General features: G+C 62.9%; 21 protein-coding genes. 10 read left to right on the plus strand and 11 right to left on the minus strand.

Going from position 1 to position 18,030, the window contains the following annotated elements:
- Nucleotides 1-12 precede the first annotated feature (12 nt).
- The 3 genes from ACT01B_RS06505 to ACT01B_RS06515 form a co-directional block, all read right to left on the minus strand.
- A complete protein-coding gene (locus ACT01B_RS06505; protein ID WP_445146562.1) occupies nt 13-321 on the minus strand; it encodes a UBP-type zinc finger domain-containing protein in 309 nt (102 codons plus the stop codon).
- Between the two features lie 266 nt (nt 322-587).
- Nucleotides 588-1,286, minus strand: coding sequence for a DUF4386 domain-containing protein (locus ACT01B_RS06510; protein ID WP_445146563.1), 699 nt, complete (start codon nt 1,284-1,286; stop codon nt 588-590).
- Between the two features lie 121 nt (nt 1,287-1,407).
- The gene (locus tag ACT01B_RS06515) at nt 1,408-1,758 is read right to left on the minus strand and encodes a DUF3147 family protein (protein ID WP_445146564.1); all 351 of its coding nucleotides are present in this window, start codon (nt 1,756-1,758) and stop codon (nt 1,408-1,410) included.
- Nucleotides 1,759-2,021: 263 nt separating this feature from the next.
- Here ACT01B_RS06515 and ACT01B_RS06520 point away from each other — a divergent pair, with 263 nt between their 5' ends.
- Both ACT01B_RS06520 and ACT01B_RS06525 read left to right on the plus strand, forming a co-directional pair.
- A complete protein-coding gene (locus ACT01B_RS06520; RefSeq protein WP_445146565.1) occupies nt 2,022-2,432 on the plus strand; it encodes a VOC family protein in 411 nt (136 codons plus the stop codon).
- Between the two features lie 349 nt (nt 2,433-2,781).
- Nucleotides 2,782-3,234, plus strand: coding sequence for a GyrI-like domain-containing protein (locus ACT01B_RS06525; RefSeq protein WP_445146566.1), 453 nt, complete (start codon nt 2,782-2,784; stop codon nt 3,232-3,234).
- 26 nt (nt 3,235-3,260) lie between these two features.
- Here the strand turns inward: ACT01B_RS06525 and ACT01B_RS06530 are convergent, their stop codons facing one another.
- On the minus strand, nt 3,261-3,881 hold the full coding sequence (locus ACT01B_RS06530) for a hypothetical protein (RefSeq protein ID WP_445146567.1): 621 nt from the start codon (nt 3,879-3,881) through the stop codon (nt 3,261-3,263).
- A gap of 163 nt (nt 3,882-4,044) precedes the next feature.
- Complete coding sequence (locus ACT01B_RS06535; RefSeq protein ID WP_445146568.1) at nt 4,045-5,025, minus strand: alpha/beta fold hydrolase; 981 nt, start codon at nt 5,023-5,025, stop codon at nt 4,045-4,047.
- Nucleotides 5,026-5,171: 146 nt separating this feature from the next.
- Between ACT01B_RS06535 and ACT01B_RS06540 the strand changes: the two genes are divergently transcribed.
- From ACT01B_RS06540 to ACT01B_RS06550, 3 genes are all read left to right on the plus strand, one after another.
- Nucleotides 5,172-6,044 carry a helix-turn-helix domain-containing protein gene (locus tag ACT01B_RS06540; protein ID WP_445146569.1) on the plus strand — a complete coding sequence of 291 codons (873 nt, stop codon included), beginning with the start codon at nt 5,172-5,174 and terminating at the stop codon, nt 6,042-6,044.
- Between the two features lie 316 nt (nt 6,045-6,360).
- Nucleotides 6,361-8,673, plus strand: coding sequence for a transferrin receptor-like dimerization domain-containing protein (locus ACT01B_RS06545; protein ID WP_445146570.1), 2,313 nt, complete (start codon nt 6,361-6,363; stop codon nt 8,671-8,673).
- A gap of 414 nt (nt 8,674-9,087) precedes the next feature.
- A complete protein-coding gene (locus ACT01B_RS06550) occupies nt 9,088-9,816 on the plus strand; it encodes a class I SAM-dependent methyltransferase (protein ID WP_445146571.1) in 729 nt (242 codons plus the stop codon).
- A 78-nt stretch (nt 9,817-9,894) separates the two neighbouring features.
- Here ACT01B_RS06550 and ACT01B_RS06555 read toward each other — a convergent pair whose 3' ends face one another.
- From ACT01B_RS06555 to ACT01B_RS06570, 4 genes are all read right to left on the minus strand, one after another.
- A complete protein-coding gene (locus tag ACT01B_RS06555; protein ID WP_445146572.1) occupies nt 9,895-10,188 on the minus strand; it encodes a GIY-YIG nuclease family protein in 294 nt (97 codons plus the stop codon).
- A gap of 10 nt (nt 10,189-10,198) precedes the next feature.
- Entirely contained in the window at nt 10,199-10,690 is a 492-nt protein-coding gene (locus ACT01B_RS06560) for a hypothetical protein (RefSeq protein WP_445146573.1), read from the minus strand.
- Nucleotides 10,691-10,818: 128 nt separating this feature from the next.
- Complete coding sequence (locus tag ACT01B_RS06565; RefSeq protein WP_445146574.1) at nt 10,819-11,667, minus strand: hypothetical protein; 849 nt, start codon at nt 11,665-11,667, stop codon at nt 10,819-10,821.
- Nucleotides 11,667-12,281 carry a hypothetical protein gene (locus ACT01B_RS06570; protein WP_445146575.1) on the minus strand — a complete coding sequence of 205 codons (615 nt, stop codon included), beginning with the start codon at nt 12,279-12,281 and terminating at the stop codon, nt 11,667-11,669. Before ACT01B_RS06570 ends, ACT01B_RS06565 begins: the two co-directional genes overlap by 1 nt.
- Before the next feature lie 149 nt (nt 12,282-12,430).
- Between ACT01B_RS06570 and ACT01B_RS06575 the strand changes: the two genes are divergently transcribed.
- On the plus strand, nt 12,431-13,108 hold the full coding sequence (locus ACT01B_RS06575; RefSeq protein WP_445146576.1) for a 2'-5' RNA ligase family protein: 678 nt from the start codon (nt 12,431-12,433) through the stop codon (nt 13,106-13,108).
- Between the two features lie 123 nt (nt 13,109-13,231).
- Here ACT01B_RS06575 and ACT01B_RS06580 read toward each other — a convergent pair whose 3' ends face one another.
- Nucleotides 13,232-13,729 carry a hypothetical protein gene (locus ACT01B_RS06580; RefSeq protein ID WP_445146577.1) on the minus strand — a complete coding sequence of 166 codons (498 nt, stop codon included), beginning with the start codon at nt 13,727-13,729 and terminating at the stop codon, nt 13,232-13,234.
- A gap of 235 nt (nt 13,730-13,964) precedes the next feature.
- Nucleotides 13,965-14,366, minus strand: a complete 402-nt coding sequence (locus ACT01B_RS06585; protein WP_445146578.1) for an ExbD/TolR family protein — start codon at nt 14,364-14,366, stop codon at nt 13,965-13,967.
- 210 nt (nt 14,367-14,576) lie between these two features.
- On the opposite strand from ACT01B_RS06585, the gene ACT01B_RS06590 reads away from it, so the two are divergent.
- The 4 genes from ACT01B_RS06590 (at nt 14,577) to ACT01B_RS06605 (ending at nt 17,823) form a co-directional block, all read left to right on the plus strand.
- Complete coding sequence (locus ACT01B_RS06590) at nt 14,577-15,188, plus strand: 2'-5' RNA ligase family protein (protein ID WP_445146579.1); 612 nt, start codon at nt 14,577-14,579, stop codon at nt 15,186-15,188.
- A 113-nt stretch (nt 15,189-15,301) separates the two neighbouring features.
- Nucleotides 15,302-16,699 (plus strand): M20/M25/M40 family metallo-hydrolase, encoded by a 1,398-nt coding sequence (locus ACT01B_RS06595; protein WP_445146580.1) that lies wholly within the window; start codon nt 15,302-15,304, stop codon nt 16,697-16,699.
- Nucleotides 16,700-16,832: 133 nt separating this feature from the next.
- Nucleotides 16,833-17,606 (plus strand): class I SAM-dependent methyltransferase, encoded by a 774-nt coding sequence (locus ACT01B_RS06600; protein WP_445146581.1) that lies wholly within the window; start codon nt 16,833-16,835, stop codon nt 17,604-17,606.
- 118 nt (nt 17,607-17,724) lie between these two features.
- Nucleotides 17,725-17,823: a hypothetical protein gene (locus tag ACT01B_RS06605; RefSeq protein ID WP_445146582.1), complete on the plus strand. Its 99-nt coding sequence runs from the start codon at nt 17,725-17,727 to the stop codon at nt 17,821-17,823.
- The last annotated feature ends 207 nt before the right edge of the window (nt 17,824-18,030 follow it).

Below are 18,030 nucleotides of genomic sequence, written 5' to 3' on the forward strand. Positions count from 1 at the left end.
CCGGCCCTCGAGTCAGTAGTAGCGTGGAAGCGGACCGAGCTGTGGCGTCATGCGGTCGCGCAAGTCGAACAAGACTTCGTCAACGTAGCACCAGCCCCAGCCCTCCGGTGGATCGTAGCCTTCGATAATCGGATGCTGCGTGTGATGAAAGTGCTTGGTCGCATGCCGATTCGGCGAATCGTCGCAGCAACCCACATGCCCGCAGGTGCGACAGATTCGCAGATGAAGCCAGACGTCGCCAGACTTCAGGCATTCCTCGCAGCCACGCGCGCTCGGCGTGACGTCCTGGATGGAGCCGAGATGGCTGCAATGGGTTGTCATCGGAGTCTCCGTCGATAGCGGAAGAGTGCAGCTGTTTACCATAGGGCTGCGTGAAGACACCGCGCCGCGCAGCTTTCGGGTTCGTGCCCACGGCTTAAACGTCGTACAACTGACCTGCTATGGAGGCCCAGGCACCATCATTTGATGCGGCAGGCTCACGGGTCTGCGAGACGATTGCGCCGGCGGATAAGGCAGCGAAGTCGGGGTAGGCGTTCGAGGAATGTGTGTCCGCGGTTTCCTCGCCTCCACGGCTGCAGGTCATTGATCTATTCGTTCGAACGGGTAGCCGGTAGGTCTTTCGCACCCATGACCAAGAGCCATAGCATGAAAGCGAGCTCGCCCTGCAGGGCGGGAAACGCAATGCGGGAGACCACGTCCTCATATTGGGGGAGCAGCAGGCCAGTAAAGCTCAGGGCCAGATAAGCGAAGCCATTGATCGCCAGCCAGACACCCAGGAAGCGGGGGAGAAACCCTGACCGGTACACCAGGATCGCCAAGGGGAACAGCCAAAGACCCCAGAGGATCTCGGCGGCGGCGATTTCCTGGCCATGCATGCGCAGGAATAGCATCGCCAACGCGTCACGCTGAGGTTTTTCGAAGACGGACAGGAAGTCGGCGCCGTGCACGAGTATCAACGCAGCAGCGTCGTTCAGCACATTGAAGAAGTAAATGGCGTCTGGAATGACGCCAAGTACGACCATCAGCACCGCTTGCTTCTGGTCGACGTCCTTGAGCAAGCGGTAAAGAGCCAGCGCGAGGAAGATGCCGATGGTCCCGGAGAACAGATCGGTGACGATGCCGAGACGGAAAAGCGTCTCGTGCGCCGCAATGTTGCTGGCCGTTTTGGTGGCGTCGCCCTGCACGAATAGAACGCTGGGAATATAGATCAGCCTCAAGGGGGCTGCGATCGCCAGCAACAGATAGTAGATGCCCGCAACCCTGGCGTTTCTGCTTTTCAAGCGCATGGATGTGCTCCTGACTCTGCGAAGCATCACACTACACTCGTTGCGGCCATCATGGCGCCGGGGGCGGGCCCATTCAGGGCATTCGCGCCCAATAAGCCCTTGGGTGCGCTCGCCAGCAGCGTTAGAGCAACTTGATCCCAAGGGGTTTTACGGCGAGTGCGAACGCGCCAAAACAGGCGATGGTGAGCACCGCACTGGCCGCCAGGGCCGGCCAGAATCCCCACTTGTTGAACAGCCAGGGAAACGCCAGGAACATGGGCAGTGTCGGCACGACGTACCAGAACGTGTACCACGCGTGATGGGTGATCGTGGCCGCAGGCTGCTTCTCGATGTGCAGCCAGGTAAGCGCGAGGATGGTTACCAGCGGCAGTGAGGCCAGCAGCGCTCCCAGTCGGTCGCTGCGCTTGGCTACCTCGGAGACGACCACGACGATGGCCGCCGTGATGACATACTTGGTGATCAGCCAGGGCATGGCGCATCTCCTTGTTGGGCGGTCTGCATGTTGCGGCCCTGGCCTGAGGGTGTCCACCGATTGTGTCCGCTTTCGCGTCACAAAGGCATGTCGATTTGGTCCGTTTCCGTTCGTCGTAGTGATGGAGCTTGCGCACATGGCTAACCAGCAGTGTGGCTCCTTGGCGTACAGGTTCATCGTTCCGGCGTGATCTGCTCCAGGGCTGGGGAAGCACGCCGGTATCACGACCTATTCATACCGTCCCCACGACCGGAGTAAGCAGCATGCAGTTCATTCCCTACCTCAATTTCGACGGCCAGTGCCGTGAAGCCTTCGATTTCTACGCCGCTGCGCTCAACGGCAAGGTCACCTCGCGCATGACCTTTGGTGAGTCTCCGATGGCTGGTGAACTGCCGTCTGAATTCCACGGTCGCGTCATGCATTCGCAGCTGGAACGTGCAGGCGGCATCCTGATGGGCGCCGATGGTCCGCCGGACACTCCAAACCATAAGGGGCTGGTCAATATCACGGTCGACACGCCTGACGAGGCCGAGCGTGCGTTCAAGGCGCTGGCCGTGGGTGGGGAAGTGGGCATCGATATGCATGAAACGTTCTGGGCCCATCGCTTCGGCATGCTGACGGACCGCTACGGCAAGGCGTGGATGGTCAATTGCCTGAGGACGCCGGGCGGGTGAGAACACATCGATCGGGCCGTGCAGCTTGCGGCCGGATCTTGGCCCGAGAACCGATCGCCGCAGCTCTATGGCGACGATGGGTTGCTTCGCCTGTCCTGTGGGGCATGGCGGCTCGAGGTCATGTGCCAGCAAACCACTTTATGTAGACGCTTGTGTCTAATCCAATTGTTCCAGGGCCACTGTTCTGGATGGCGCCAGCCGTCGCCGCGCGCTGCGGCTTGTCGCCGGGCACGCGTAAAAGGATTGCCGCGGTTTGCGCAAGTGGCTGGCTGCACCTTGCCGTGATGCCCCCCTCGTCACGTACGCTCTGTGGCTTCCCTACGTTGCGCTTCAGCCAGGAGTGGTCGCCATGGAACATCGGATCGTGACGCTGCCATCCTTCACCGTGGTTGGCGTGGATCACCTGGTGCGTGGCTCGGCCGATGGCATTGGTCAGCTGTGGCAACGCTTCATTCCGCGCGAACATGAAATCGCCGGTCGCACCGAGCCGGCCGCTTATGGGATATGCAGCGTGTTGCCCGATGGCAGCGTGCGCTATGTCGCTGGCCTGCCGGTCTCCCGCGACGCATCGCTGCCCGATGGCATGGTGAAGTTCGAGGTGCCAGCGCAGAAGTACGTGGTGTTCACCCATCGCGGCACGGTGGCGCAGATCGGCGACAGCTTCCAGGCCATCCATACGCGGCTGCTGGCCAAGCTGGGGCTGCGCGCCACGGCTGGCGTGGAGTTTGAGCGATACGACACGCGTTTTACCGGGCCGGACGATGCGGCATCCGAAACGGATCTCTATATTCCCATCGAATAACGCGTGCTCAGAGCCTGTTTGGGATCTCAGGCCGCCAGCTGGTTGATGTAGGCGCCGGTCAGCGCCTCGTTGATGGTCGCCACGATGTGGCGTGCCAGTTCGGCATAGCCTTCGGCGCGAGGAACGCGTGCCCGTTTGGGTGCGCCGCCGAGCAGGTCGATCCGATGGCTATTGTCGGCGTCGGAAAGACAGGCGAACACGCAGGCGCGTGGCGAATCCAGAAAGACGCGCATCTCGATGAGCGCGGTGGCGCTCACGCCTTCGGCTTCGTCCGGCTGGATCATGATCGAAAGCGAGCGATTGCCCTTGCGGCGGAGCTGACGGAGACATTCCTCGAGCTCGATGACCAAACAGTGTCCTTCCGGCAGCTGCAGGTCCCGAAAGAAGACCGATTCCATTTCGGCAACGATCTTGCGCACTTCGTTCTCGATACGCCCGAGGAATCCCGTACGCAAATCCTGGCGCGTATAACGCACCGGCATGGTGGACACCTGCACGTCGTTCTTGCGCACCAGGGTGGAGTGGTTGATGCGCGTGAAGCTAAGCCCAGCCTCCTCGTAGCTCTGCTTGGCATTGTTCCCGCTGATACCGGCGAAAGCGGCCCAGGCGGCTTTGAGGTAAGCGATATTCGGCGCCGATGGCAGCATACGTATCCCGTCCTGTTTGGTCCGCGGGTTTGGGGCCTCGGATAGGCGGGCCACGCGGCTCCTCGTTGTGGAGGCATGAACGGGTTATCGGCGCCTGCGCGGCAAACTTCAGTAGGGTGTGGGGATCGGCGCGCCGCTACCGCGATGCGGTCGCATGCCGAAATCAGGTGACCCGCCAAAGGCGCTTCGCCTCCTCGGCGATAAGGTCAGGGAACTCCTCTGGAAAGAACAGCTTCGCTCCGGGCACCAGGCGGATGCCTTGGGACCGTGGGAATGTGCGGTCGAGGTAGTGGGCGTCCGCTTGCGCAAAGATGTCGTCGCTGGCACCCCACACGATGCGCACCGGAACCGTGCTGCGCTTCAGCGCCGCTTCGATGCCGGCCAGCGGATTCGGTTCCAGCGCCATGTGGAACGCGTGGTATTGCGTCCTGCGCAAGGGTGAGCTCACCAAGGGCGTGACGTAGTACTCGATGGTCTCATCGGCGAACTGGCTGGGGTCGCGATAGACGGCCGCGCCAAAGGTCGAGCGTGCCAAGGCCTTATCGGTAAGCCACTTGGCGGTGGCATCGGCCAGCGTGCCCGCACGCGCCATGTCGATGGCCGGCTTGACCTTGGGCGGAGGGCTGTCGGGCTCGACATCACAGTCCGTCAGCAGCATCGACCTGACACGTTCCGGATAGCGGGCCAGAAACAGCTGGGCAACCGCGCCACCGCTATCGCTGGCGACGATATCGATCTTGCCGATGGCTAGCGAGTCCAGCAGTGCCGAGAGCATGGCGACCTGGGCGCTGGGCGCCAGGGACTGCGGCTCCGGAATCTGCGAGTAGCCGAGGCCCATGAAATCGGGCGCGATGCAGCGCCGGTAGGCGGACAGCCGATCGATCGCGCCGCGCCACTGAAAGCCGTTGAGCGGCGCGCCGTGCAGGAACAAGGCGGCATCGCCCGCACCGCGCGCGACGTAGGCGATCTTGCCGAACGGGAGATCGGCGTAACGCCGAGCCGCGGCAAACGCCGCGGCGTTGGTCGGCTGCGAAAGACTGGCGCTCACTGCACCGGTTGCCGCGCTCACGCGCGACACCAGGGTACCGGCGACACTAGCGACGACGGTAGCGCTGGTCAATTTCAGGAACTGTCTACGTTGCATGGCGAGTCTCCAGGCGTTGCGTGCGTTTGCCTTGGGGCATGCTGGCATCGGGGTCGCCATGGCGCGCGCACATACGGCTGGCGCTGGGCACAGAAGGATGATTTTCGGCACTTGAACAAGACGCGCGCGGGTAGAAGGATCGGGCCATGACCGACCGACCCTCGTGCTATCCCGGCCCGCCGGCCGCGCTGCTGTCCAGCGTCGGTCAGGAACGGTTGCCGCTACTCGACGTGCTCACCTCACCGGTTCCCTCCGGATTGTTCGATTCGCCGCGGGACGACCGCCATGTGCTGTGCCTGCATCTGGGCGATCCGGTCCCGGTGACCTATCGTGCGGGTAACTACGAGCGGCGCGGCATGCGCATCCACGGCCAGTTCTGCGTCGTACCCGCACGCGCCAGCACCCGCTGGACGCTATCGGGGCCGGCGCGTTCCTTGTTGCTGCGGCTGACGCCTTCGCTGTTGTTGGATACCGCCGATGCCATGGGCCTGGGCTCACGGGGTGCCGAGCTCGCACCGTCGATCCATGTACGTGACCCCCAGATCGAGCGCATCGGTTGGATGATGCAAGCCGAAGACCATGACGCGTATCCGGGCGGACGGCTATTCGCGGACAGCCTTGCCGCTGCGCTGGCCGCGCGCCTGCTCGCCCTGCAATCGCGCCACGCGGCCTCAAGCGCCAGAGCGGGCCGCGCGCTGCCGGCATGGCGGCTGCGCCACGTGATCGAGTACATCGAGGCGCATCTCGACGAAGACCTCACGCTTGTCGAGCTTGCGAGCGTCGCGGGATTCAGCCTGTCGCACTTCAAGCCGCTGTTCAAACTTGCCGTGGGCATGCCGGTCCATCGCTTCGTCCTCGAACGGCGGGTGGAGCGCGCGCGCACGCGCCTGCTCGAAGGGGGCAGGAGCCTGATGGAGATTGCGCTGGAGGCGGGCTTCGCACACCCAAGCCACATGGCCCGCTGCATGCGCCGGGTTTTAGGGCTAAGCCCGAGGCAAATCGCCGATTCGTCCCGATAAGTCGGTGACGACGGTGGGGCGGCCATCCTTCGCCGGTATGGCGGCCTGCCTATTCGGGCAGGTCAGCGATGGCATGGTTTTGCCGGTGGGTACAGCCGGGCATGACTTCTGCCCTACGGCGGTCGAAGGGGCGCGCAAGCTATAAGTGGATGGTCAGGGATGGCCGAAACCTGTCGCCATCACGGCTTGGCCCGTAACCCGTGCTTGCAAGTTGCAGGGATGACGGTCAAGTACTTATGCGATGAAGGTTACTGCGCCGGCTCGAGCCGACGCGATGAACTGCGTGACCATCAACCCCTGGGGAGTGAAGAGCGGCATGACTCGATTGAAAATGCGGCCACTACTGGCCACGGCCTGCCTGCTGGCCACGTTTGGCAGCGCCATGGCGAGCGGCGAAGAAGCTCACGGCGATGCCGGCATGCTTGGGTTCACCCCCAGCGGCGCGACCGATCAGCACAGCCTGGAGCAGCGCTTCGATGCGCTACTCGATCCCGCCGATCAGCGCGCCTGGCTCAAGCAGATGTCGTCCGAACCGAATCAGGTCGGCGCACCGCACGACAAGGCGAATGCCGAGTTCATGCTGGCGAAGTTCCGCGAGTGGGGCTGGGACGCGCATATCGAGACCTTCAGCGTGCTGTATCCCACGCCGAAGAAGGTCGCATTGGAGCTGGAGGGCCCACATCCTTACACCGCCAAGTTGAATGAGCCTGCGGTCGATGGCGATGCCACCTCCAGCATCAAGGACGGCGTGCTGCCGCCGTATAACGTCTACGGTGGCGACGGTGATGTGACCGCGCCGCTTGTCTACGTCAACTACGGCATGCCGGATGACTACAAGGAGCTGGCCCGTCGCGGTATCGATGTGCGCGGCAAGATCGTCATCACACGTTACGGTGGCGGTTGGCGCGGCCTCAAGCCCAAGCTTGCGCAGGAGCACGGCGCGATCGGTTGCCTGATCTACTCCGACCCCCGCGATGACGGTTACGCCGAAGGCGATACCTATCCGGAAGGTGGCTGGCGTCCCGCTGATGCCGTGCAACGCGGCTCCGTCGCGGACATGCAGCAATACCCCGGTGACCCGCTCACGCCCGGCATTGGTTCGACGCCAGGGGCCAAGCGCCTGGCGTTGAAGGATGCGAAGACCATCCTGAAGATTCCGGTGCTGCCGATCTCTTATGCCGATGCCACGCCGCTGCTGCAATCACTGACCGGCCCGACGGCACCATCAGGCTGGCGCGGTTCGTTGCCGCTGACCTATCACGTTGGACCCAGCACGGTGCCGGTGCATATGACCGTGCTGTCGGATTGGGGCCAGAAGCCGGTTTATGACGTGATCGCCACGCTCAAGGGTTCCACCGAGCCGGACCAGTGGATCGTGCGCGGCAATCACCACGACGGCTGGGTGTTTGGTGCATGGGACCCGCTCGCCGGCAACGTCGCGCTGATGGCCGAAGCCAAGGCCATCGGCACGCTGTACCAGCAAGGCTGGCGTCCGAAGCGCACCCTGGTCTACGCTAGCTGGGACGGCGAGGAGCCGGGCCTGCTCGGCTCCACCGAATGGGCCGAGACGCACGCCAAGGAACTGCAGCAAAAAGCGGTGATGTATCTCAATTCCGATACCAACGGCCGCGGCTTCCTGAATGCCGGCGGCAGTCATTCGCTGCAGCACCTGGTCAACGAAGTGGCGGCCGGTGTCACCGATCCGGAAACCAAGGTGAGCGTGCGGGAACGCATGCGTGCGCGCATGCTGATGGAAGGCGACAACAAGAACGCCAAGCCCGAGGCCAAGGATTTCGCGAATCTGGCGGCGCAGGGCGGCGATGTGCCGATCGAAGCGCTGGGTTCGGGCTCCGACTTCAGTGCGTTCCTGGAGCACCTTGGCGTCGCGTCGCTCGATCTCGGCTTTGGCGGCGAGGACGAAAACAACGGCATCTACCACTCGCGTTACGACTCGTTCGATCACTTCGTGCGCTTTGGTGATCCAACGTTCGAGTATGGCGTGAGCTTGTCCAAGGTGGCAGGCCATATCGTACTGCGCACGGCGGATGCCAGCGTGGTTCCGATGCGTTTCGCTGATTTCAGCGACACGCTCGGTCGTTATGTGGACGAGTTGCACAAGCTGGTCGACGACAGCCGCAAGGACACCGAGCAACAGCATAAGCTGCTGGATCAGCATGTGTATGCGCTGGTCTCCGATCCAACGCGCCCCATGGCGCCACCGGAACGCGACTCCGACGTCGCGCAGATCAGCCTGGCGCCACTGGATCAAGCCACCAAGCAGCTCAAGCAAAGCGCGCAAGCCTACGAGGCCGCCTATAGCGAACGCGCCGCTGCCGGTTTCAACCTGCCCGAAGCACAACGGCGTCAGTTGAACGCGCTGATGGGGCAAATGGAACAGTCCCTTGGCGATCCCGCTGGCTTGCCCACGCGGCCGTGGTTCAAGCACATGATCTATGCGCCTGGCATGTTGACCGGCTACGGCGTCAAGACCGTGCCCGGCGTACGCGAAGCACTCGAGGCGCGCCGCTGGAGCGAGGCAAATCAGTACGCGGTCGTGACCGCCAAGGTGCTCGACCGCTACCGCAGCCAACTCGATCAGCTCACGGCGTTATTGAAGAAAACGTCCTAACTCATCGGCTGAGGGTTAACCCAGAAGCGAAGGCGATCCAGGGATGGGTCGCCTTTTTTTTGGGGAAAGGGGTCGAGTCCGGTCTTATGTTGAATGGTCGGTGCGGTATCGAGCGAAAGCAGAGGTCCGTCCGTCAACGGTGAACGTTTCAAATCGGCCTGGTCCCGAGCGACGGGAGGCGATCGCGGGATCGGCCAGGGTCATGGTCTGGGTGGCTAAAAAACCGAACGCCGCCTTAAATTCGGCTGCCGTCGACAAGCGTCACAGGCCCGCGAGATAAGTGTTCGGTTCGGTCAACGCCTTTGCCCAAGGCCGGTGATTTGACCGGGTCGACATATCCATTCGCGACCCGTGGCGGAGCTCGGATATTTCTGAGAAAGTCGCGCATCGAAGCTCGCCGCCCGGCTTTCGCCCATGACGCAAAATATCTACGACAACCAGGATTTCTTCGACGGCTATAGCCGTCTTAACCGCTCAGTCGAGGGCCTGGACGGCGCGCCGGAATGGCCAGCGCTAAGGGAACGGCTGCCGAGCCTGCGAGATGCAAACGTGGTGGATCTCGGCTGTGGTTACGGCTGGTTTTGTCGTTGGGCGCGCGAGCAGGGGGCGAAGCACGTGCTTGGCCTGGATGTGTCGGAAAAGATGCTCGAGCAGGCACGGGCGCTGACCACGGACGAGGCCATCACGTACGAGCAAGCCGACCTGGAGTTGCTGGACCTCCCCCAGGCCAGTTGCGAGCTGGCCTACAGCTCACTGGCCTTCCATTACGTCGAGGACCTGGCCTGGTTGTGGAAGAACGTTCATCGCGCCCTGGTACCGGGAGGCCGGATGGTCTTCTCCATCGAGCATCCGATCTATATGGCGTCCATGCATCCGGGATGGATCGAAGGCGCTTTCGGTCGCAAGGTCTGGCCCGTCGACAGCTATCAGGCCGAAGGTCGGCGAGTCACCGACTGGCTTGGCAAGGCGGTCGTCAAGCAGCACCGCAGGATCGATTCACTGCTCAATCTGCTCGTCAAGACCGGGTTTTCCATTGCCCATGTCGAGGAGTGGGGGCCGACCGAAGCGCAAGTCACGTTGCGTCCCGAGCTCGTTGAGGAAAAGGAGCGTCCGATGCTGTTGCTGGTGGCGGCGGATCGATAGCGACGCCCTGCCAGGAGGAAGGCTTCGATCGTGCTCGACTGTGCGGCATGCCCATGGCATCGCCGCCACAACCCGAGGCTAGCCTTCGCCCGTCGAAGCCGACAGGTAGGCCACTTTGCGGTGCTTCGGTAGCTGCTTGATCTCCCACTCGGCGCGCGACGCCGCGGCCCGGTCCCCATAAGGTTTCGCACCGAGCAGTCGTAGTGGCGGATGCGCGCGGGTGTAGCGCGCGCCGCGCCCGGCGGCATGCGCCTCGTAACGGGCGACGAGGTTGTTGGTGATGCCTGCATAGAACGAGCCGTCCTGGCATTCGATCAGGTAGAGGCACCATTGGCGCTGCTCCAGCGGCGCGGCTTTCTTCGTCGTCAGCATGCCCGCTTCGCTATGGGCGCGAAAGCGAGGGGCTGTCGGCCAAGCTCCTGGACGTCAGGAATATCCTGGCGACCACGGCCACGATCCAGCCGAACACCAGCATGGCGGCGAGGTTGGCGATAAAACTGTACGTGGTGAAATGCGGCGTGACATGCAGCGCCGAGAACGGCACCACCACATAGTTCATGACGAAGAAGATCACCACGCCGTAGGCGATGCCCCAGGTGGGCCAGTTGCGCGTCCGGCCGATGCGGCGGCGCGTGGCGAGCACGAAGATGGCGGCGATGATGAACGACATGCCCCACTGCAGCAGCAGCCCAAGTATGGCAACGGAAGGACCACCCGCCAGTGCGCTTTTGCCGAGCACGCCGCATGCGATGTATTTGAGGATCACCAGCGGGTTGTAGCCACTGATCACCGAAGCGGCACCGATATCCAACGTGCCGGCAATGAAGCCGCCCCAGAGTGCGGCGGCGAGAACGGGGTGGCGCGTACGGGTCATGGGAGTCTCCAAGGGCCTACGTCCAGGGTCGTTACTCTAATGAGCCGTCATGTCGTTGGCGATAGGCCTTCCTTCAGGGGCCATCATGGCTTCACCGACGCGTTCGCGGCCAGGTTGAGCGAGGGCGCTTACAAGCTGGCGTTGGCGCGGAGTCCCTGGGCTGCCATCCAGGGCAGGGCGACCATCGCGGAGGCATGGTGAATGATGTTGCCGAGTTTGTCGGCGGCGTTGCTCTCGATAGCCTTGACGCCCAAGGCCATCAGGTCGAAATCGACCATGCCGGCCGGATTGATGCCTCGATACCAATGATGGGTATCCGCCTGCGCAGCCTCTAAGCGCTTGGCGCGATCTTCAAGCAGCGCTACCAGTACGTCCTGCGCGGGTCCGTCGAATTCTCCCTGGGCGGCGGCATCCCATACGAGCAGATAGTCCGCTACTCGCAGGTCGCCGATGGAGGCGGTTGCCGCGAGGTCATCGAGGCAACGTCGGGCGTAGTGCCGTACGAACGTCACGAGCTCGTGCGCCTGCGGATCATTCGGCAACTCAGGCAGGGACTGATAGAGATTGAGTAGTTGGCGGGGCGACCAGGAGGCCACAGCGAGGTAGGCGCGCCCCTTGGCGCGAGGGGATGGGGTGGTGGTGTTCGTGAAGCGCCAATCGAACAGGCGCGCGATCTGTCGGAGATCGGCCTCGTACCGCGTCACCCAGGCGGAACCTTCGGAAAGATGAAGCAGAAGGTATCCGGCAAACAGTCCGATTCCGGCCCAGGCGTCGCCAGCGGCGCGCAACAGGACGGTCGCCTGCTCGTACTGTTCGAGCGTCAGGGCGAGCGATGCCGCATCGCGCAACAGGGTGCCCCGGCAACCTTGCCTGACGGAATCGGCAACATAGCCGTTATGGCTTTGCGCCTCGGCGCGCGCTTCCAGGAAGGCGATGCGGCGCTTGGTATCCATCGGCGGATCCTGCAGGACTTCCATCAGAAGTACTCCCGCATATGGGTCATGGCCGAGGGAGGTGCGTACTGGGGGTTCTCATAGACATCGATGGGAGCGGTGGTGTCGCTCGATGGGTCCCACCATTCGATGCGCTCGATCTGGTTCGCCGGTATATGGATCTTGGCGGTAATTTCGCCTTCCAGCTGATAGCGGGACCAGCGATGGTAGAGGTTGAGATCCCGTACGGATTCGGCGACGGCGGATACATCCACCGCGGGATTCAGCCCGACGATGACCCAACCGTAGAACAACGTGCCAGGGTGTCCAAAAGCGTGGGTGGCAAAGTCGAGTGCGGTGTCTTTGGCCGAATACATGAAGTTCGCGCCGAGCAAAGCATCGCGTTCGATGCAGCCCGAGGCCAGCGAGATGAAAGGGCTACGGTGGCCGAAGTTGTCGTAGTCGTGAAGGTGACGATCAAGCTTGTGATCGGTCAGCTCGGGAACGACATCGGACGGCTGGAACACACCATTCTTGACACTACGCAGCCAGTTCGACTGGATGCCGGTATCGCCATCGAGCCATTGCCGTGCTTCTGCCCAACTCAGTCCCCGGGTGTCCTCCCCCGAAATACCCTTGATGAACTTCTGGATGTACATGCGTCAGCTCCTCAATCGGGCCAGCACGTCCGAAGTGAACACGGAAGCTATTCCCAAGGCCGTGATTTCCACGTTGAGCCGGGGCGAGGCGGCGCGGCAGTTGAGACGGCCAATTTACTTTCCCGTGTTGCGCCGACACCATGCCATCCATGTTGCTTTCAGATACCGGGAACGGACCCTGCGAAACGCTCGTCGCAGAACTGCGCGACTACCCCGAATGGCACCGGGGTAGGGCGCGTTACGGCGTATGGTTAGCGCCGGTGTTCGACCGGGCATTGCATGACTATATTCGTGCGCTGCGGCAGCGGTTGTCCGACCTGTTATACCCCAGCCCGCAACGACAGCTGCACCTGACCCTATCTGTCTGTGGCTTCGAACAGCCGACGAGCGTGATGGATGATGATTTCACGCCAGCGCAGCTGCGCCGTCAGATCGAGCTATTGGGGCGAGCGCGTGGCGGACCCTGCGCGTTGCCCTTGGGGCCGGTGGACAGCTTCGCGAGTGCGGTTTTCATTCCCGTCGGCGATCCCGAGGGGCGACTGTCGCGATGGCGCCATGCACTGGAACACGCCGGCCGCGAGATACGGCAAGCCGCCTACGTTCCCCATATCACCCTGGGCCTGTACCGGCGCAAGGTAGCAGCGAACGACTTGCGGGCGCGCCTGAGTGAGATCGACTTACCGCCCGTGTCGCTCATGGTGACCGAGCTTCACTACGCCACCTACTGCGCACGAACTCACTTCGGCCCGCTGGAGAGCCACCATCGTATGGCGCTCCATTCGGTGACTGGATGTGGCAACCCCCTAGACCCTCTTGCGGTGGAATAGCCCCACTTGGCCCATCAAGGCGATGCGCTGCGAAAGGTGTTTCCTCACGCATCGGCGTTGCGTCGAAAACGATTTCTGTCGATCCGCTGGTCGCGCCGGTGCCCTGTCGAGGCCATCGGGCTTTCAGGTAAGCATGGTGTGCGCATGAAACGGCAGGTGCGTGGCGCCGGTGCTCTCCACGGCCGGTTCCGCTAACGAAAGGCGTTCCTTGTTGCCATCGATGACCACCAGGATTCGCCCTGCGGCGATCTCGGCCTTGAACTTGCGATGGATGACATCCGGTACTTCGGAGCCGACCAGGGCGCCCGTCCAGCAACCCATGGCCGCGGCGGCAACGGCAATCGCTCCGGCACCTGCGAGCGTGACACCCAGTGGCGGAATCGCCACGGCAACCAGGCCAAGTACCACGCCGGTACCGCCACCGCAGGCGACGCCGCGCAGGGCCGCGGGGTAGAAGTCGGTGCGGCCGGTCATCAGGTGATCGGGGATATCGTCATGCTCAATATCGTCGCGGGCGATCAGCGAGATGTCGTTGTCGGGAATCCCTGCACGCAAGGCGGCTTCCATGGCCGCGCGCGCCGCGGCGAGGTCGGGCGTGCTGAATACGCAACGGGATTTCATAACAACCTCCAGCCATGTCGGGGCAAGGCACCCGCATGCCGGAGGCGCAGACCAGCTGACGCGGCGGTTGGCATCGGGTCGAAGAGGCTATGGGCATTCTTGCGCGATAGTGGGAACGGTGCGTGATGACATTGTTATCACGCAATAGGGTAGGCCACGCGCCAGTTCGGCGACTCCCGTGAGGTGCCGGTGAAGCGCGCACCCCACGGGACATTCCTCGGACAAGCCGGTGAGATCAGCGGGCTGACATGAAGTCGATCCTATCCAGTCCCTGGTTCTTGGCATCGGCGATCACACGGGCCACGGTCTGGTACGACACACCATCCGCCGGGTCGACCAGGAGATTCGGCGGCATCTTCTGGTGGGCGGCCATACCCATTTGCGCGTTCAGCGTGACCCGGTCGACCGGTGCGTCGTTCCAGTACATCGAGCCGTCCGCATGGATGGACAGCCGGACCATGTCGGGTGGCGTCGGCTTGTCCGCCCTATTGGGCTGCGGCAGATCCAGCCTCAGTTTATGCGTGACGATGGGCGAGGTGATCATGAAGATCACCAGCAGCACCAGCAGTACATCGACCAGCGGGGTGACGTTGATCTGGGCGATGGGGATACTCGATACACGTGCAGAGAAAGCCATGGTTCTTCCTCCTGACGGCGTGGTACTGCTGGATGTGGGATGCCGGGCGTGGGGACGCCGCGGCGACCTCAGCTTACGCCGCGGTCGCTGCGATTCGCCAGGCCCAAGGCAGTCCGACCGGGACCTTGCAGGACGCCGACGCGTCCCACGTCATTCGAGCACGAGCGGTTTGCGGTATGTTGTCGTGCTTTCCTTTTCGATGTTTCGCGCATGGGCCCTCGCCGTTCCTCGCCTCCCGAAATACAGCCTGATCTGCTGGGAGGCGGGTCGGCTGCGCCCGCGGCGATCCACCGACTGTTCTTTGCCTTGCTGCCGGGCGAGGCGGTAAGCGGGCGCATCGAGCGTGCTGCCCACGACGTGGCGGCGACCCAACATCTGCGGGCGCGGCTTATCCGTCCCTCGCGCTATCACGCCACCCTGCATTTTCTTGGCGACCACCCCGTGCTGCGCAGCGACATCGTCGGTGCGGCGATCACCGCGGCCGGCAAGGTGCACAGCACGCCGTTCGAGCTGGTGCTGGACCATGCGGCAGGATTCCACGGTCGCGAGCCTCCTTGCGTGCTGCGTTGCTCCAGCGTGCCGTCGACACTGCAAACGCTGTGGCAGGACCTGCGCCAGTCCTTGATGCTGGCCGGGCTGGGGGCGCAACTGTCGCGGAATTTCACCCCGCACGTCACGTTTGCCTATAGCCGCGGTGCAGTACCCCAGGCGGCCCCGATCGATCCCATCGCGTGGCGGGTGGAAGGCTTTGCGCTACTGCACAGCGTGGTAGGGGGAGGGGAGTACCGTACCCTGGATGCATGGCGGTTTTCAGCGCTCTAGCGACCGGCTGACGACCACTCGGGACGGTGTGAAATATCTTTGAAACGGGTCGTGCATCCCGGTGCAGGAACACGACATACTCACGGCTCCTTCCGGCGCTGGCGAGATGATCCATGTTCAAACCGTTGTTCGCTGCACTGCTGACCCTCCCGGTCGCCATCGCCGCCCAGGCAGCCACACTGGACTCGAACCAGGCTCAGGCGCGCGATATCTTCAGCCACCTCATCGCGTTCAAGACCGAAATCGGGCAAGGGCAGGTGCCGGTGATGGTCAAGTACCTTGCCGACCAGTTCCGTGCAGCAGGCTTTCCGGAGTCGGATATCCACATCATTCCGCATGGCGAGACGGCGGCCATGGTGGTGCGCTATCGGGGCAACGGCACGGGCGGCAAGCCCATCGCCTTGATGGCGCATATGGACGTGGTGACGGCTAAGCCGGAAGACTGGCAGCGCGACCCGTTCAAGCTGACCGAGGAGAACGGCTACTTCTTCGGCCGCGGCACCGAAGACATCAAGAGCGGCGTCACGGTGTTGGCGGCAAATTTCATCCGCCTCAAGAAAGAAGGGTTCGTGCCGACGCGCGACCTGATCATCGTCTACACCGGCGATGAGGAAACCACGCAGGACACCATGCAGGACCTGGTCGAGCATCATCGTGACCTGGTGGATGCCGACTTCGCACTGAATACGGATGCGGGCGGCGGCGAGCTGAGCGAAGCCGGCAAGCCCCTGGTGTATGGCCTGCAGACGGCTGAGAAGGCTTATGCAAGCTTTGAGCTGACGACGCGCAACCCGGGTGGCCACAGCTCGCTACCGCGCCCCGACAACGCCATCTATGAACTGGCTGACGCCTTGAAGAAGGTCCAGGGTTATAGCTTCCCGGTCATGTGGAACGACACCACGCTGGCCTCGTTCAAGGCGCTGGGAGCGACCACGCAGGGCAAGGTGGGGGAGGCCATGCGCGCCTTTGCGCAGGATCCGCACAACACGGCCGCGGCTGAGGTGCTGGCCGCCGAGCCGTCGGAAGTGGGCAAGACCCGCACCACCTGTGTGGCGACCCTGCTGCGTGGCGGCCATGCCGACAATGCGCTGCCGCAGTCGGCCACGGCCACCATCAACTGCCGCATCTTTCCCGGGGTGGCGGTCAGCACCGTGCAGAAGACGGTGCAGGACCTGGTGGGTCCAAAGGTCGAGGTCAACCTGGTCGGCAAGGCCATCTCCAGCGATGCCTCGCCGCTGCGTCCCGATGTGCTGGCGGCGGTGACCAAGGCCGTGCATACGATTCGCCCTGGCGTCGCGATTACCCCGGAACAGGAGTCGGGCGCCACCGATGGCCTTTACTATCGTGCCGCGGGTATTCCCACCTATGGCGTCAGCGGTCTGTTCATGAAGAACAGCGACGCATTTGCGCATGGTCTCAACGAGCGTATTCCGGTGAAGTCGTTCTATAACGACCTGGCCTACTGGCATGTGTTGCTGACCACCGTGGCGGGTCCGTCCTCGGCCAAATAAGTCGTGGAAGCGTGTTCACGCTCCGCGCATGTCATGGCGTGGATCGTGATCAGGCGCTTATGCCAAAGGGCATGGCGCGGGTTACCCTGTAGGGGCGCACAATGGCGCCCCCCACCTGACTACGGAGTTCCTCATGCGTCCGACCGTTCTTGCAGTGCTGGTTGCTCTCGCTTTCCCCGTCACCGCGGCGGTAGCCGCACCACAGGCCCCCGCAGGTGGCGCCGTCCCGGCGTATGTCACCGCGGCCATCAACGATCCGGCGCGCAAAGACGATACCGCCAACGACGATCGCCGCAAGATCGCCGCCCTGGCCACCTTCGCCGAGGTGAAGCCGGGCCAGAAAGTGGTGGATCTGATTCCCGGCAGCGGTTATTTCACGCGCGTGTTCAGTGCCATCGTCGGGCCGACGGGGCGCGTTTATGCCGTGTGGCCGAATGAATACGGCAAGGAGGCCAAGTCAGACGTACAGGCTTCCAAGGCGCTGGTGGCCATGCCGCATTATGACAACGTCGGCGTGCTGATGGTGCCGGCGGCCCAGTTCAAGACGCCGGAGAAGGTCGACCTGGTGTTTACCTCGCAGAACTACCACGACTACCCGGACGCATTCATGGGCAAGGTCGACCCGGTGACGTTCGACAAGCAGGTGTTCGATTCGCTCAAGCCCGGCGGCGTGTTCGTGGTGGTGGACCACGTGGCCGAAGCGGGCTCCGGCATGCGTGACACCGACACGCTGCACCGGATCGATCCGGCCATCGTGAAGAAGCAGGTCGAGTCGGTCGGTTTCGTGTTCGACGGCGAAAGCGACGTGCTGCGCAACCCGGCCGACCCGCACAACATCAAGGTATTCGACAAGTCGATACGCGGTCATACCGACCAGTTCGTCTATCGTTTCCGCAAGCCCGGATAATCGTTTGACTGATTCAGAACGACCCCTTGCAACGGAGGGCGCGTCTGCGCCCTCCGATGATCCGCCCCCGGTAAGGCCCGTAGAACCCGATGCCGGCGACTGCTGCGGCCAGGGCTGCGTGCCTTGCATCTTCGACTTCTACGAAGATGCTCTGACGCAGTACTACGAAGCGTTGGCAGCGTGGAAAGAACGCCATCCGGGGCACTCGCCGGATTGATAGACCTCTTGTGACGGGCTAGCTATTCGAGGTTCCTTGGGGGCAAGGACCACGGCCTACATGAAGGGACCATGTAGAGCCATGTGCACACCATCTCGTGGATCGCGGCCATATGCGGCAAGCTATGCGACTGTGTACAGGCGTGACTTCGGATGAGGCGTCACGATGCCGACCCGCTACTTGTCGTAAGGATTATCCAAGATGCGC

It is taken from the genome of Dyella sp. Tek66A03, assembly GCF_052567735.1.

What these genes read in the sequence shown, in the direction of transcription:
- ACT01B_RS06535 (WP_445146568.1), bottom strand. Translation starts at nt 5,025, where the DNA reads ATGCAACGTAGACAGTTCCTGAAATTGACCAGCGCTACCGTCGTCGCT.
- ACT01B_RS06540 (WP_445146569.1), top strand. Translation starts at nt 5,172, where the DNA reads ATGACCGACCGACCCTCGTGCTATCCCGGCCCGCCGGCCGCGCTGCTG.
- ACT01B_RS06545 (WP_445146570.1), top strand. Translation starts at nt 6,361, where the DNA reads ATGACTCGATTGAAAATGCGGCCACTACTGGCCACGGCCTGCCTGCTG.
- ACT01B_RS06570 (WP_445146575.1), bottom strand. Translation starts at nt 12,281, where the DNA reads ATGTACATCCAGAAGTTCATCAAGGGTATTTCGGGGGAGGACACCCGG.
- ACT01B_RS06590 (WP_445146579.1), top strand. Translation starts at nt 14,577, where the DNA reads ATGGGCCCTCGCCGTTCCTCGCCTCCCGAAATACAGCCTGATCTGCTG.
- ACT01B_RS06530 (WP_445146567.1), bottom strand. Translation starts at nt 3,881, where the DNA reads ATGCTGCCATCGGCGCCGAATATCGCTTACCTCAAAGCCGCCTGGGCC.
- ACT01B_RS06585 (WP_445146578.1), bottom strand. Translation starts at nt 14,366, where the DNA reads ATGGCTTTCTCTGCACGTGTATCGAGTATCCCCATCGCCCAGATCAAC.
- ACT01B_RS06580 (WP_445146577.1), bottom strand. Translation starts at nt 13,729, where the DNA reads ATGAAATCCCGTTGCGTATTCAGCACGCCCGACCTCGCCGCGGCGCGC.
- ACT01B_RS06575 (WP_445146576.1), top strand. Translation starts at nt 12,431, where the DNA reads ATGTTGCTTTCAGATACCGGGAACGGACCCTGCGAAACGCTCGTCGCA.
- ACT01B_RS06520 (WP_445146565.1), top strand. Translation starts at nt 2,022, where the DNA reads ATGCAGTTCATTCCCTACCTCAATTTCGACGGCCAGTGCCGTGAAGCC.
- ACT01B_RS06555 (WP_445146572.1), bottom strand. Translation starts at nt 10,188, where the DNA reads ATGCTGACGACGAAGAAAGCCGCGCCGCTGGAGCAGCGCCAATGGTGC.
- ACT01B_RS06525 (WP_445146566.1), top strand. Translation starts at nt 2,782, where the DNA reads ATGGAACATCGGATCGTGACGCTGCCATCCTTCACCGTGGTTGGCGTG.
- ACT01B_RS06550 (WP_445146571.1), top strand. Translation starts at nt 9,088, where the DNA reads ATGACGCAAAATATCTACGACAACCAGGATTTCTTCGACGGCTATAGC.
- ACT01B_RS06510 (WP_445146563.1), bottom strand. Translation starts at nt 1,286, where the DNA reads ATGCGCTTGAAAAGCAGAAACGCCAGGGTTGCGGGCATCTACTATCTG.
- ACT01B_RS06560 (WP_445146573.1), bottom strand. Translation starts at nt 10,690, where the DNA reads ATGACCCGTACGCGCCACCCCGTTCTCGCCGCCGCACTCTGGGGCGGC.
- ACT01B_RS06565 (WP_445146574.1), bottom strand. Translation starts at nt 11,667, where the DNA reads ATGGAAGTCCTGCAGGATCCGCCGATGGATACCAAGCGCCGCATCGCC.
- ACT01B_RS06595 (WP_445146580.1), top strand. Translation starts at nt 15,302, where the DNA reads ATGTTCAAACCGTTGTTCGCTGCACTGCTGACCCTCCCGGTCGCCATC.
- ACT01B_RS06505 (WP_445146562.1), bottom strand. Translation starts at nt 321, where the DNA reads ATGACAACCCATTGCAGCCATCTCGGCTCCATCCAGGACGTCACGCCG.
- ACT01B_RS06600 (WP_445146581.1), top strand. Translation starts at nt 16,833, where the DNA reads ATGCGTCCGACCGTTCTTGCAGTGCTGGTTGCTCTCGCTTTCCCCGTC.
- ACT01B_RS06515 (WP_445146564.1), bottom strand. Translation starts at nt 1,758, where the DNA reads ATGCCCTGGCTGATCACCAAGTATGTCATCACGGCGGCCATCGTCGTG.